This is a genomic window from Rheinheimera pacifica, assembly GCF_024809855.1.
GTDB classification, from domain to species: domain Bacteria; phylum Pseudomonadota; class Gammaproteobacteria; order Enterobacterales; family Alteromonadaceae; genus Alishewanella; species Alishewanella pacifica_A.
Genome location: NZ_JANUEM010000019.1, coordinates 21,457 through 34,864 on the forward strand (window position 1 = coordinate 21,457; position 13,408 = coordinate 34,864).

12 protein-coding genes are annotated in these 13,408 nt (G+C 47.9%); 7 read left to right on the plus strand and 5 right to left on the minus strand.

The features are described from left to right. Positions 1-30: 30 nt before the first annotated feature. Together M2404_RS18350 and M2404_RS18355 are read left to right on the plus strand one after the other, a co-directional pair. Complete coding sequence (locus tag M2404_RS18350; protein ID WP_259241249.1) at positions 31-2,382, plus strand: penicillin acylase family protein; 2,352 nt, start codon at positions 31-33, stop codon at positions 2,380-2,382. A gap of 179 nt (positions 2,383-2,561) precedes the next feature. Continuing rightward, positions 2,562-3,716 (plus strand): chorismate mutase, encoded by a 1,155-nt coding sequence (locus M2404_RS18355; protein ID WP_092795497.1) that lies wholly within the window; start codon positions 2,562-2,564, stop codon positions 3,714-3,716. Positions 3,717-3,787: 71 nt separating this feature from the next. Here the strand turns inward: M2404_RS18355 and M2404_RS18360 are convergent, their stop codons facing one another. After that, on the minus strand, positions 3,788-5,836 hold the full coding sequence (locus M2404_RS18360; protein WP_259241250.1) for a tetratricopeptide repeat-containing diguanylate cyclase: 2,049 nt from the start codon (positions 5,834-5,836) through the stop codon (positions 3,788-3,790). Positions 5,837-6,137: 301 nt separating this feature from the next. Here M2404_RS18360 and M2404_RS18365 point away from each other — a divergent pair, with 301 nt between their 5' ends. Beyond that, positions 6,138-6,386, plus strand: coding sequence for a type II toxin-antitoxin system CcdA family antitoxin (locus tag M2404_RS18365; protein ID WP_405047797.1), 249 nt, complete (start codon positions 6,138-6,140; stop codon positions 6,384-6,386). Continuing rightward, complete coding sequence (locus M2404_RS18370) at positions 6,386-6,703, plus strand: CcdB family protein (RefSeq protein WP_259241253.1); 318 nt, start codon at positions 6,386-6,388, stop codon at positions 6,701-6,703. Before M2404_RS18365 ends, M2404_RS18370 begins: the two co-directional genes overlap by 1 nt. A gap of 34 nt (positions 6,704-6,737) precedes the next feature. Here M2404_RS18370 and M2404_RS18375 read toward each other — a convergent pair whose 3' ends face one another. The 4 genes from M2404_RS18375 to M2404_RS18390 form a co-directional block, all read right to left on the minus strand. After that, positions 6,738-7,844: a hypothetical protein gene (locus M2404_RS18375; RefSeq protein WP_259241255.1), complete on the minus strand. Its 1,107-nt coding sequence runs from the start codon at positions 7,842-7,844 to the stop codon at positions 6,738-6,740. Between the two features lie 83 nt (positions 7,845-7,927). Next, a complete protein-coding gene (gene gloA2 / locus M2404_RS18380) occupies positions 7,928-8,323 on the minus strand; it encodes an SMU1112c/YaeR family gloxylase I-like metalloprotein (RefSeq protein WP_259241256.1) in 396 nt (131 codons plus the stop codon). Positions 8,324-8,370: 47 nt separating this feature from the next. Beyond that, positions 8,371-9,351 (minus strand): tetratricopeptide repeat protein, encoded by a 981-nt coding sequence (locus tag M2404_RS18385; RefSeq protein ID WP_259241258.1) that lies wholly within the window; start codon positions 9,349-9,351, stop codon positions 8,371-8,373. Positions 9,352-9,455: 104 nt separating this feature from the next. After that, complete coding sequence (locus tag M2404_RS18390; protein ID WP_259241260.1) at positions 9,456-10,862, minus strand: MBL fold metallo-hydrolase RNA specificity domain-containing protein; 1,407 nt, start codon at positions 10,860-10,862, stop codon at positions 9,456-9,458. Between the two features lie 157 nt (positions 10,863-11,019). Here M2404_RS18390 and M2404_RS18395 point away from each other — a divergent pair, with 157 nt between their 5' ends. From M2404_RS18395 to M2404_RS18405, 3 genes are all read left to right on the plus strand, one after another. Continuing rightward, on the plus strand, positions 11,020-11,901 hold the full coding sequence (locus M2404_RS18395; protein WP_259241262.1) for an LOG family protein: 882 nt from the start codon (positions 11,020-11,022) through the stop codon (positions 11,899-11,901). Between the two features lie 270 nt (positions 11,902-12,171). After that, positions 12,172-12,678, plus strand: a complete 507-nt coding sequence (locus M2404_RS18400; protein ID WP_259241264.1) for a Csu type fimbrial protein — start codon at positions 12,172-12,174, stop codon at positions 12,676-12,678. An 11-nt stretch (positions 12,679-12,689) separates the two neighbouring features. Next, positions 12,690-13,406 (plus strand): fimbrial biogenesis chaperone, encoded by a 717-nt coding sequence (locus M2404_RS18405; protein ID WP_259241266.1) that lies wholly within the window; start codon positions 12,690-12,692, stop codon positions 13,404-13,406. The last annotated feature ends 2 nt before the right edge of the window (positions 13,407-13,408 follow it).

Here is a 13,408-nt window from a genome sequence, read left to right on the forward strand (position 1 = left end):
TTTTTGATTTTATACCAGAGACACAAAAAGATGAATTGGTGGAAGTGGATCCTTGCCATACTAACCTTATTGCTGGCCCTCACTGCTGCTGCAATTTATACCGTGTTGTACCTGAGTTTGCCAAGTTACGACGGCACCAGGCCAAGCAGTATCAGTAACACCGCCCGGCTGGAACGCGATGCGCTGGGCTACCTGAGCATTCATGCAGCAAACCGCAGCGATGCGGCCTTTGCGCTGGGCTTTGCTCATGCTCAGGAGCGCTTCTTTCAAATGGATCTTCTGCGCCGTAATGCCGCCGGCGAACTGGCAGAGTTATTTGGCAAGCGCGCACTGCAGGCAGACCAGGCATTACGCCAACACCGCTTTCGCAGCCGGGCCGCACAAGCGCTGGCTGCCCTGCCTGCAGAAGAAAAACACTTGCTGGGTAACTACAGCCGTGGTGTTAATGAAGGCCTTGCGGCCCTTAGCATGCCGCCCTTTGAATACACTGTGCTGCAACAAACGCCCGCTCCCTGGCAAGAGGCAGATTCGTTTTTAGTTATTTACAGCATGTATCTGGATTTACAAAGCAAATTAGGCCGCGACGACTACGCAATGACCCTGTTAAAACAAAGCGTGCCGGATGAATGGTACCGTTTTCTGCAACAACATTCTGATATCTGGCAAGCCGCCATAGACAACAGCCAGATTGACGCTGTGCCTATGCCCGCTTCAACCTACCCACAACAGTTAACCGATAACCTAACGGCCTGCAACCAATGTGCGGTAAAAGATGCTACTGACATTGGCAGTAATAATTTTGCCGTAGCAGGCAGTTTAACCAGCCACGGCAGCGCTATACTGGCAGATGATATGCACCTGAGTATCCGCGTACCCGGCACCTGGTATAAAGCCCAGCTAAACTGGCGCGATGGTACCAGGCTACGTACAGTTAGCGGCCTTACGCTGCCCGGCACTCCCGCTGTTGTGGCAGGCTCTAACGGTAATATTGCCTGGGGCTTTACCAACAGCACCGCCGACTGGCACGATTTAGTGGCTTTGCAACTGTCAGATGATGGCAAACGCTACTTAACGCCGGATGGCTGGCAAGCACTGGAATATGTATACGACACCATTAAAGTAGCCGGTGGGCCTGATCAGCCCTTACAACTGGCACAAACCCAATGGGGGCCGCTGGTACGCTTTGGCGACAGCCCTGCCTATGCTTTACGTTGGGTTGCTTATGATATTAAGGCAGTTAATTTTAACCTGCTGCAACTGGAAACCTCAGCTACAGCACAAGATGCTCTGCAACTGGCGTCACAGGTAGGTATACCCACGCAAAACCTGCTGGTAGCCGACAATAAAGGCAATATTGGCTGGAGCCTGATGGGCCGCATACCCAAACGCAACCTGCCGGATCTGGATACCGCACAAGACTGGAGCAATCCAGAGTATGGCTGGTTTGGTTATATTCAGCCTGATGCCCAGCCCCAGTTATTAAACCCCGTCGGGCAGCGATTATGGACAGCAAATTCGCGGGTTATCGGCGCAGCTGATTATCAGTTAATTGGTAACGGTGGCTACGACTTGGGCGCCAGAGGCTGGCAAATACAACAGGGGCTTAACCAGTTACACAGTGCCGATGAACAGGCACTGCATAAAATTCAGTTGGACAACCGCGCATTAATGCTGGAACGCTGGCAACAATTATTGTTAGAGGTGCTGGACAAAGACACCGTGCAGCAGCATCAGTTGCAATCGTACCGCCAGCATGTGTTAACCAGCTCACAAAGCGCCAGCGTTGATGCTGTGGGTTACAGCCTGGTACGGGCGTTTCGCCAGCAATTACTTGAGCTGCAGTTTGCTCCGCTGTCAGCCTATCTGGAGCGCCATGGTGCCCGCAGCCAGGATTTGAAATACTCTCTGGAAACACCGCTTTGGGCCATGTTGCAGCAACGTCGTGCCGATACCTTACCGGCAAACTTCAGCAGTTGGGCCGAGTTATTGCTCACTGCTGTGCTGCAAAGCAAGCAGCAACTGGAGCAGAACAACGGCAGCCTTAGCCAGAGTAACTGGGGCTATATTAATCAGGCCCGCATCAACCACCCGCTATCCGGCGCTATACCTCTATTGGGCGGTTGGCTTAATATGCCCGCCACAGCACTTAACGGCGACAGCCATATGCCAAGGGTACAGCGGCCCGGTTTTGGTCAGTCGCAGCGTATGGTCGTGGCGCCGGGGCAAGAGCATAAAGGCATTTTAACCATACCGGCCGGGCAGTCGGGTCATCCGCTTTCACCGTTTTACCGGGGCGATCACCAGTACTGGCTAAACGAAGTAGCCTTACCTTTTTTACCCGGTGAGAAAAAATATCAGCTGCTGCTAACACCACAGGGTTGACTTTAGCCATCCAGACGGACTATGTTAGACGCCATGAAAATACTTAATACCGCGCTCAGCTTTTTTCGCTTTACCACCTTACACGGGAGGCGGTAAGCTGCGCGCGCAGTAATACCAGAAACCTCCCACGCCGGGAGGTTTTTTTTTGCTTACTTTTAGCTCAAACAAAGAGAATTAACATGGAACTGGATGAAATACGCCACGCAATATCTGACACCGACAAGCAGTTACTGGCTTTATTGTCAAAACGGCGGCAACTGGCACTGGCGGTAGCCGACGCCAAACTGGCACAAAACAAACCGATACGTGACCAAAAGCGCGAGCAAGAACTGCTGCTGTCGCTAATTGAGCAAGGCAAGCCATTGGCGCTGGACGCCCAATACGTAACCCGGCTGTACCATGTGATAATTGAAGATTCTGTGTTGCAGCAGCAGGCCAAAATTCAAGGCCAGCTAAACGGCACCAACAGCCCGGCAGTGCGGGTGGCTTTTTTGGGGGGCCAGGGTTCATACAGTTACTGGGCAACACAAAAGTATTTTACCCGCCGCGCCGAGCGTATTATTGAACAAGGCTGCGACAGCTTTAACGAAATAGTGCAGGCAGTTGAAACCGGCCATGCCGATTATGCCTTGTTGCCAATTGAAAATACCTCATCGGGTAGTATTAACGAGGTGTACGACTTACTGCAGCATACCCGGTTATCTATTGTTGGTGAGCTGACGCACCCTATCGCCCACTGCCTGCTGGGTTTACCAGGCACCGATTTAAGCAAAATCCGCCAGGTGTGTGCCCACCCGCAGGTTATTGCCCAGTGCAGCCAGTATCTGCAGGGGTTATCGCAAGTAAAAATTGAATACTGCGACAGCTCGTCAGACGCCTTTAACCGCATTAAACAGCAACAAGACCCAACAGTCGTAGCAATTGGTGGCGAAGAAGGCGGCCAGCTATACGGTTTGCAAGTGCTTACCCGTGATCTGGCTAACCAGAAAGACAACGTCAGCCGTTTTATCGTCGTAGCGCGTAAACCGGTAACCGTAGCCAAAGCGATACCGGCAAAAACTACCTTTATTATGTACACCGGCCAGCAACCCGGCGCGCTGGTAGATGCCTTATTGGTGTTAAAGCAACATGGCATCAGTATGGGCAAACTGGAATCCCGCCCCATTAATGGTAACCCGTGGGAAGAGATGTTTTATGTTGACGTATTTGCCAACCTGAACGACTACGCCATGACCCGCGCCCTGGAAGAGCTGAATAAAATCACTAAATTTATTAAGGTACTGGGTTGTTATCCCAGTGAAGATATTGAGCCCACTCAGGTCACTGCCGGTTGATAATTATGTAAAGCACAGGGGCTGGCACCTGGCCCCTCTGCTGTACCCTAGTAAACCTGCACCTGATGTTATTAAACAGGGCCGTTAATAGTAAGCGTAGTACATTGCCCTGATATCAGGCGTTGCAGCAGTTCATGGCCGGATAACAACTGCTGTTCATTGCCCATATTTAAAGATGCTACACCGATAATTTGATTACGCCCTTTTGTCTTGGCCTGATACAGCAGGTGATCAGCCAGTTTCAAGGCTGTTTCCCAGTACAGACTTTGCTGCTCTAAGTGTTTAACCGGCAAATAAATATAACCGCCACTCATGGTTACTCTGACGGGATTACCATTGGTATATAGTGGCTGGGCACCAATATCATACAAAATACGTTTTGCCAGCTCTGGCAAAGCCTCGGCCTGGCTGTGATGCAACACCAACAAAAACTCTTCACCACCCCAACGGATAGCTAAATCATCGGCACGGCACAGTGCTTTGAGCTTTTTAGCAACTTCGATCAGTATTTCATCTCCGCCGTCGTGGCCGGATACATCGTTAATATGTTTAAAGTGGTCAACATCAAGCAGAAAAATAGCATGGCTATCTGTTAATTGCCGCCGCTCTTCCGGCATATAGTTCTGCAGTGCGCGGCGGTTTAATAGCCCTGTAAGGGGGTCATGCAAAGATTGCTGCTGCAGCATTTCGTTGTTTTTACTCAGTAGCTGATTAACTTTGCGGCTACTGATATAGGCAAAAAATAACGAAGCAGCCATTAACAGTACCAGTAATACCGCAAGCAGGATCAATCGTTGGTTCAGTGTACGGTTGTCCAGCTCCTTGCGCTGTAACTCGGTTTGCTGCTCTAATAACTTAATTTGCAGCGCATTTTCTTCCGCCTGATAACGAATTTGCAGTTCACTAAATACTTTATCGCGCTCTGACTGAAAAAACTCATCTTTCAGCCGTATTTGCTCCTTCAATGCCTGTGCCTGCAACTCGTAGCGACCGGCAACTTCATAAGCATCGGCAAGCAGCCCTTTAATCTGCGCAACCTGGCTTGCTGGTGCAAAAGAGCTGAATACTTCTATAGCACTTCGCATCTCATTAAGCCCGGTATCATGGTTACCACGTAATACCTTGATATAGCCCAGATTGAAATCAATAACGGTGCCTTCGGTAATATTATTTGTGGCTGTGGCTATGTCTCGGGCGCGCTGCAAATATTGCTCGGCCTTATCATAGTGTTTTAGCAACAATAACGATGCCCCGGCATTATTGTAACTGGCAAGCTCTACCCGCAGATTTCCCTGCTCTTTGCCAATCTGTGCTGCCTGCAAAAAAGTGTCAATAATTTCAAGCGACAGGCCATTTAGTTCGCGCGCGGCATAAGCCCGGTTCAGATAGAGCTCTGGCAGGCGCTGTCGCAGATCATGCTTTAATGAGTCTTCAATGGTTTTATCCAGCAACTCCAGCGCCGCTTTAAAATTTTGCAGTGATAACTGAACTCTGGCAATTTGCAGGTTGAGAAATTGCCTGCGCCGGTGTGTGCTGACATCATCAGTATTATTGATAGCAGCATGAGCTTGCAGAAAATGCTCCAATGCAGCAGCAAACTGTCTGCTATTTTGCAGTACCTGTCCGATAACACTATGAGTGTAATAGCGTGTATGGCTGCTGTTTACCGTTTCTAACTGTTGCTCAATAGCAGGTATAAGCTCCAGGCTTTTATCTGTATTGTTATTTTGTAAGTAAATCTCGGCTTTTACTGCCAGCAGTTCTGCCGTAGCCGCTGGCGAGGATTGTATTCTTGGTAAACTGAGAAAACTGTCAGCCAATGCCAGTGCTGCGGCAGTATCCTTATCGCCAAGCGCCAGCGACAAAACCTGATAGCCTCTTGCTCTGGCATAGCTTTCAACCGGAGTAGATTCATTTAACGCTGCAATAATTTTGCTAAGTGTAACCTTATCTTCCGGGTAGTTGGCAAAGCCAATAAGCTTGTCCAACTGCTGCTCAAGTGCAGCATCAGTTTCCTGCCCCGCAGCATAACTGTGGCTGATACTGAACAGCAAACAAATACAGCAAAAATATACTACCCGACGAGAAAGAGAGAATGGTTCAGGGCTGACAATTTTCACTTTAAAATTCCTGCGTAGCGGCCAATATAAGCCGTCTGATAAGTCTCAGACAATAACAACTTTAGTTTATAAGCTATTGAGCATATTCATAAAAGATATTTTGCACAAAGTAACCTTTAAAAATGCTTTTATAAGCAACGCATTTTCATATTCAAATTCTTATTAACGTCAAGGTGCTGTGTCCACACAGGCACTACCATATTGCCGGTAAACAAAACCAGTAAGCTGTGTAGTTGGTTGCTCAACTTGCCAGTCATCCTATATGCGCATACCATATATGCATTCAACACATGGAGACACCATGATGAACCATGCATACAACACTCAGGCGCCCAAAAAGCCAACTAATGTAAGTATAAACAGCGACTTACTAGAAAAAGCACGTGGCTTAAATATCAATCTGTCCGCCACGCTAGAGCAAGCGTTAGCAGAGCAATTACGCAGCGCCCAGCGCGCAAAATGGCTAAGCGAAAATAAAGACGCAATTATAGCTTATAACCAGTTTGTTGAAGCCAACGGCACTTTTAGTGACAGCGTAAGGAAATTTTAATGGCGCAGTTTACTGCTTACGCTAACAGTAACCCGGTTACGCAAAAGCAGTATCCGTATTTGCTGGATATTCAAAGCGACTTATTAAGCGAGCTGAAAACCACAGTAGTGATACCGCTATCCCCCGCCAAACAGGTTGCCGCTATCAGCCTGAGCCAGCTTAACCCTAATTTGATACTAAACGGTGAACAGCTTATCGCCATGACACAGGATTTGGCAGGAATTGATCGCCGCCAACTCGGCGCTGCAGCGGGCGATTTATCTACCTATCGCGCTGATATTATTGCTGCGTTAGACTTTATATTGTCGGGTATATAACCACTGAGTTAATTCCTTGATGCTGTGTGTAGCTTTACTCGTGAGATGTTTGTACGCCTCCAATTATATTAGAGCTATCAAATATTATTCTCTGTGGTTTTACAGGACTTCGATCTGCGAATTGAAGCGCTAATAAAGATATTTTGCCTAAGACATCGTAGCAATATTCAAGTCCATCTATATGATCGCCGTCATCCTTCCCGACACCTATGTATTTATTAAGCTGCTCTTCAAAACTTTTGAACATACTCCCATTTGCTCTAGATATTGAAATTTCATGAGGATTTTTTGGTATCGGACAACATATGCTGGGAATTTCCCCCCCTGATATATTTTTCGTTTTAGTTATTACGAATAGCTTTCTTTCTGCCTGAGCCAATGGAGCAGAGTGAACCACCAGATCTCTGTATTCTCCAAGCTCCTTTAACCACCCCGATTTGCTTGTGATTTTGTCAAGCATCTGAATCAACGGATCGTTAAGATTCTCTCCATTCATACAGTGTTTTTTTAATCCGGCCATTGTAGTGATATTTAGACTTTTCTGATTTTTCGGTAAAGGAAACAGAAAATTTGCTGAAAATTCAGCCAGATAATCTCTCAGAATACAGATGTCAATTAGGAAAGATTGTATGGCTAAATAACAAAGCCAAGTATAACCGTTCAGGAAACTGCTATTTCGCGAAAAATCTTTTTGTTCAGCGATAGAGAGAAGTTGCGCATAGTAACTATCTGATAGTTCTTTTAGTCTCCAGCCACACACACGAAGTTGCTGCGAGACTCTACTAGCGACATCCCATAAACGTCCATTTTCAGCCTTATGCGCCCCAGTACCGATATCCCCCCAAAGATGAACGGCTTCTTCGCTGCTCCAAATTTTGTTTACTGATTTGTAGTAAGAACCCCACTCCGGAATATCGGTACCTTTAAACTGGCCTGAATGTGTAAAAAATTCTATTCCCAGTATAGGTAGCCCCACCTCCTCAATACTGCTGAATAGAGCCCTATAACTAGATGTTTGAAAGGTAGCTATTTTACCATTAATGGCATTTGGACTTATCTTTACCGAAGGCCCGTATCCATTGATCAACCTAATTCCTCCCGCAGAATGAACAATTCTGTATGCCAACCATTCGTTTTCCATAACAACACCACCTTTTCATACTGCTCTTACATCTAACGATCAGTTTTCGCTGAAAACAATATTTTAGTTATTCAGGACTTACTTTATCTCTGATACAACTCCAGCGGCAGGCCGTCGGGGTCTTGAAAGAAGGTAAAGGCTTTGCCGGTAAACTCGTCGGTGCGGATCGGTTCTACCGCTACGCCGTTTTGCGTTAAGTAATCAGCAAATTCTGCCACGCTGTCTACCACAAACGCCAGATGGCGCAGGCCCTGCGCTTCGGGTTTACTTGGCCTGGGCGGCGGATTTGGAAAGCTGAATAACTCAATTTGGTTACCGTTTGGCAAGGCTAAATCCAGCTTCCAGGAATCGCGTGCAGCGCGGTAGTTTTCAGCAAGAACAGTTAAGCCCAACAACCCGGTGTAAAACTGCTTTGAACGGGCATAATCGCTGCAAATTATCGCCACATGGTGAATGGCGCTAAGCGTTGGTCGTGGCATAAAAAAGCCCTGATACTCTGGTACAGTAAGCTAAGGCCTTAAGTGTATCAGAGCAACTTTTGCAGCTCACCTTTTAACTCTTTGTCCTGTGTTGATGCCAGCAGCGGTTTTAAAATTTCTTCTGCTTTAGCCTGTTGCTGCTGCGCTATATATAACTGGCCTAAACGCAACTTTGCCCAGTCGATATTATCTGCCGCTGGCTGCTGCGCGATAAACTGCTGTAAAGCGCTAATGCCTTTATCAACAGCTAGCCCACCTTTTACTACCGAACGGCCGATTTGATACAGCGCCTGAGCTTGCGCAGCGGCGGCTTCATCATCGCTTGCAGGCGTGGCCAACGCCTGGTCAAACAATACTATTGCTTTAACATGCTCATCAACGCGGGAAAAGGCAATACCACGCTGCAGGTAGGTTTCCGGCCGCTGCGTTAGCAGCTCATCTTTGGCTAAAATCGCATCAAACACCGCATCATCCTGCAAGTTAGAGGCATTTAACTGCAATAAAGCGCCTTGTAAGGGATCAATCTGCTTTAACTGCTCTGCAAGTTGTAAAGCTTTGTCTTTATCGCCACCGGCAATACCGGGTGCCTGGGCAAGAAAGCTACCCAGCGCTATATAGCTGCGCGGATTTTCCGGTGCCAGTTTAAGGGCGGTTTCATAGGCTTTTTTGCAGCGCTTAGCATACCCCAGCGCACTTAACATACTGGCAGAAGACGCCAGATTACAGCTTACCGTAGCATACCAATGCTGATAGTCTGCGTTTTTGCTATCAAGCTTTACGGCTTTTTCCAGCAAGTCTTCTGCTTTGTCTGCGTTGTTTAACAGTGCCTCGGTTTGCCCCAGCAAGGCCAGCAACTGGGCATCTTTGGTTTTTTTAGTGACCAAAGGCGTCAATAATGTGTGTGCCGCCTGAGCATCTTTGGCTTGCCATAGAGCTTTAACCTGTGCGGTCAATGCCTGCGGATCAGGAGAATTAGCAAGCACGCTACTGCTGAGTATCAGGCCGGAAAAAAACAGGATGCTACGCATTGTGCTACTCCGTATCGCGCTGCTGTCATTCAGGTAGCAAACACTATAAGCCACAGCACGCGCCCCTGACCATAGCCCAAAAGTAACAAAATGTATGTTAACGCTTATAGTTCAATAACATCGCCTTTAGCCGGAATTTTTGCCACTATGCCAAGCTGTGCCAGCACCTGTTGCAGCACTGCTTGTGCCTCTGGCTCGCCATGTACTAAATAAAACTGTGGCTGCCCGCCGATGGCCTGCGCCCAGTCTAACAGTTCACTCTGGCCAGCATGAGCCGAAAAACCACCAATGGTATGTACTTTGGCTTTTACTACTATTTCCTGACCAAACAGTTTTACCCGCCGCTCGCCATCTACCAGGCGTCGGCCTAAAGTGCCTTGCGCCTGAAAACCAACAAAAATAAGATGGTTCGAGCTTTTCCATAAGTTGTGTTTTAAATGATGCACAATACGGCCACCATTACACATACCACTACCGGCAATAATAATAGCCCCGCCGCTAACACGGTTTATCGCCATTGATTCTTCCACGCTTTCAGTCAAACGTAGCATAGGCAGTAAATCTTCCAACAGCATGCCTTTTCTAAAACCAATAGCGGCTAAGTCTTTTTGCTCCAGACTGTGCAGGTAGTTGTTATAAATACTGGTAATGCTAATAGCCATTGGGCTATCAAGAAACACCAGCCGCTGTTTTAACCGGCCCTGATGATGCAGCAGTGCCAGGTAATACAAGATCTCCTGCGAACGGCCAAGCGCAAAAGCCGGGATAAACACGTTACCACCATCTTTATTAGCGTGCTCCAGCGCAGTAGCCAGCTCTTCCAGCGAGTTATCAATATTCTGGTGATTACGATTACCGTAGGTGCTTTCCATCAGCACGATATCAGCCTGACCAATGTCAGTGGGGTCGTGCATCAGCACTGTTGCCGGGTTACCTAAGTCACCGGAAAACACCAGTTTTCGCATGGCTTTACTGCCTTTAAGCCATAATTGCACTATAGCCGAGCCCAGAATATGCCCGGCATCGGCAAACTCCAGCTCTAAGCCCGGCAGTGGTGTAACACGCTTTTTGTAGCTAAGTGTTTCACACAACTGCGCTACGCGCTCGGCATCAGCTAGTGATAACACCGGGTCTTGCAACTTTTTACCCGAGCGCGCCGCTTTTTTGTTTTGCCATTCCAGATCTTTTAAATACAGATGCACGGAGTCTTTCAGCAGTATTGGCAACAGCTCAGCGGTGCCGGGAGTGCAAAGTATTTTGCCGTCAAAACCGCGAGCAACCAACAGCGGCAGCAGGCCGCTATGGTCGATATGGGCGTGGGATAAAATAACTAAATCAATATCTTTGGGCCTAAAGGCAAAATGAAATTTATGCCACTCCCGAATTTGATCAGCGCCCTGCACCATACCGCAGTCCAGCAAAATTTGCTGATTATTAACGCGTATAAGATAGCAAGAGCCGGTAACCTGCTGAGCAGCTCCGATAAAACTAAGCGTGGCAGAAAGGGGCATAAGGGGTATCCTTTTCAATTGACTAACGTCAGTTATACCGCAACAGTCAGGCCTAAAGGTTAGCCTATATCAAACAAGATGGCAGTTTTTACATTTTTACCCCTGCCGATTATCTGTATAGTTAGTCGCTAAAGTACGTAGCGTTAAAGGAGCCGTTATGACAACTGATCCGCATCAACTACACGAGCGCCATCTGGCGTCGGCACAGCAATCGTTGGACGCAATATCCAGGTTGCAGGACCATAGCTCTTACCGGCTGGCGTTTGCCGACAATGAATTTTTAATGCAGGACGAGCTACGCCATGTGCGCCTGCAACTGGAGTATTTAAAACCACAGCTGGTGCTAGAGCAGCACAATATCACCGCTACCATAGTAGTTTTTGGCAGCGCGCGGTTTTTATCGCCGGAGCAGGCCAAAACGGCTGTAGCACTTGCAGAACAACAATGTGCAGAAAACAATACCCCTGACAACCAGCAGGCACTGGTGCGGGCCCAAAAGCAGCAGGCTAACAGCAGGTATTATGCAGCAGCCCAGCATTTTTCTGCTTTAGCAGCCCGTTACAGCTGTTGCAACCCAGACTGCGCCATGACGATTATCAGCGGCGGAGGCCCTGGCGTGATGGAAGCGGCAAACCGCGGCGCAATGGACGCCGGTGGCGAAAGTATAGGCTTAAACATTGTGCTGCCAAGAGAGCAGCAACCTAACCCTTACATTACACCGCAGTTTTGTTTTCAGTTTCACTATTTTGCTATTCGTAAAATGCACTTTTTACAGCGCGCCCGGGCTTTAGTAGCCTTTCCCGGTGGTTTTGGGACTTTAGATGAGCTGTTTGAAACACTCACCCTTATTCAAACCAAAAAAGCCGCGCGGGTGCCGGTAATTTTATACGACAAAGCCTTCTGGCAAAAACTGATTAACTTTGACATGCTGGTAGAAGAAGGCGTGATCAGCGCCTCAGATCTGGAACTGATCCAGTACGCTGATACACCCGGGCAAGCCTGGCAGCTGATTCTGGATTACTATCAGTTGAAAGTTTAACTGGTAACTGATTGCAGCAGAACCTGCTGTCAGCACGCTAACTGCGGCTATCAGCAGCTTTTTGCTCTCTTGTAAAAACTGCCCGGCAAGGTCACCAAAAAACTGCTGGCCTTTACCAAACTGCGCCATTAAACCGGCTTTGCCCCTGCAAAAATTCTACATAAAATTTATAAGTCCGCTATATTTGCCCCAATTGGATATATACGCTTTACTTATCAACAATAAATTCATATCAATCGGTACCAATAAGCAACTGCAGGGGTCAGTACCATGCTCAAAATAACCCATACATTTCCGACTTTATTTTTGGGCGCAGCTGCGCTGGCCGCACTAATCTTAAGCCCACCAACCCGGGGCGCTACCGTTACCACCACATTTAATGTAGGTGCAAATGTTGTTGATGATTGCCAGGTAAGTGCTACCAACATTGACTTTGGCGACTACAGAGCGGTAACAGCTGCCGAACTGGATGCTAATTCTACTGTCGCCGTGCGATGTACTCTGGCTACCGCATATGAGATTGGCCTTGATCAGGGGCTTGGTGGCTCTTCTGTCACCGATAGAAAAATGCTGCAAGGTGCAAACGAGCTGAGTTATCAGTTGTTCCGCGATCCAGGCCGCACTCAGAACTGGGGGAACACCTTAACCAGCGATACCGTAGCTGGTACCGGCACCGGTGTTAGCCAGAATTTCCAGGTGTATGGCCGTATTCCGCCTAACCAGAATGTAGCCACAGGCACTTACTCTGACACTATTACTGTAACCGTTACTTTTTAGTCTTGCCTGCGATGCTGCTGCGATACTGCTGCCGTATACTGTTGTGCTATTGCGGATTGGTTCAAGCCAATGCCGGCTTTGACGTTTCTCCGATCCGTTTGCAGTTATCCTCTACAACGCCCAGCGCAGCTTTAACACTAACTAACCGCACAGTTAAGCCCAGATTAATTGAGGTTAGCACGGTGTTATGGCAAAGAGCAGAATATCAGGATAGTTACAGCCCCACCCGGGATATTCTTGCTAATCCGCCGGTATTTGAAGTTGCTCCTTACGCCTCACAAATTGTCAGGGTAGGCCTAAATACTGCCAGACCATCGGCTACTGAGAGCAGTTATCGAGTATTTTTAACCGAAGTAGCCACAGAGCAGCCACAGCAGCAACTCCAGGTGGTGTTATCTATCGGCATACCGGTTTTTATTTCACCGGCAGCGGGTGAGGTTTACCGGTTAGATTGGCAAGCCACAGCCATCAGCAGCGGCATGGTAGAGCTAACGGTACAAAATACCGGTAACAGCCATATTCAGCTGGAGCAGTTGCAGTTTTACTCTTCGCAAAGCGCAACTTACCAAAGCGTCGACAGTATCGACTACCGTTCACACCAGCGTATTTTTCCGCAAGAGTCACAACGCTGGCATATCGCCTTAAACAGCGGGAATACAGAATTAACCATTCGTTATAGCAGTGCCCAGTTAAATGGCGAACATACACTCCCTATACAAGGGCGTTGAGC

Excerpts from the sequence above, each read along its gene's own strand:
- M2404_RS18350 (WP_259241249.1), top strand. The coding sequence starts at position 31 with ATGAATTGGTGGAAGTGGATCCTTGCCATACTAACCTTATTGCTGGCC.
- M2404_RS18355 (WP_092795497.1), top strand. The coding sequence starts at position 2,562 with ATGGAACTGGATGAAATACGCCACGCAATATCTGACACCGACAAGCAG.
- M2404_RS18365 (WP_405047797.1), top strand. The coding sequence starts at position 6,138 with ATGATGAACCATGCATACAACACTCAGGCGCCCAAAAAGCCAACTAAT.
- M2404_RS18370 (WP_259241253.1), top strand. The coding sequence starts at position 6,386 with ATGGCGCAGTTTACTGCTTACGCTAACAGTAACCCGGTTACGCAAAAG.
- M2404_RS18375 (WP_259241255.1), bottom strand. The coding sequence starts at position 7,844 with ATGGAAAACGAATGGTTGGCATACAGAATTGTTCATTCTGCGGGAGGA.
- gloA2 (WP_259241256.1), bottom strand. The coding sequence starts at position 8,323 with ATGCCACGACCAACGCTTAGCGCCATTCACCATGTGGCGATAATTTGC.
- M2404_RS18385 (WP_259241258.1), bottom strand. The coding sequence starts at position 9,351 with ATGCGTAGCATCCTGTTTTTTTCCGGCCTGATACTCAGCAGTAGCGTG.
- M2404_RS18390 (WP_259241260.1), bottom strand. The coding sequence starts at position 10,862 with ATGCCCCTTTCTGCCACGCTTAGTTTTATCGGAGCTGCTCAGCAGGTT.
- M2404_RS18395 (WP_259241262.1), top strand. The coding sequence starts at position 11,020 with ATGACAACTGATCCGCATCAACTACACGAGCGCCATCTGGCGTCGGCA.
- M2404_RS18400 (WP_259241264.1), top strand. The coding sequence starts at position 12,172 with ATGCTCAAAATAACCCATACATTTCCGACTTTATTTTTGGGCGCAGCT.
- M2404_RS18405 (WP_259241266.1), top strand. The coding sequence starts at position 12,690 with ATGCTGCTGCGATACTGCTGCCGTATACTGTTGTGCTATTGCGGATTG.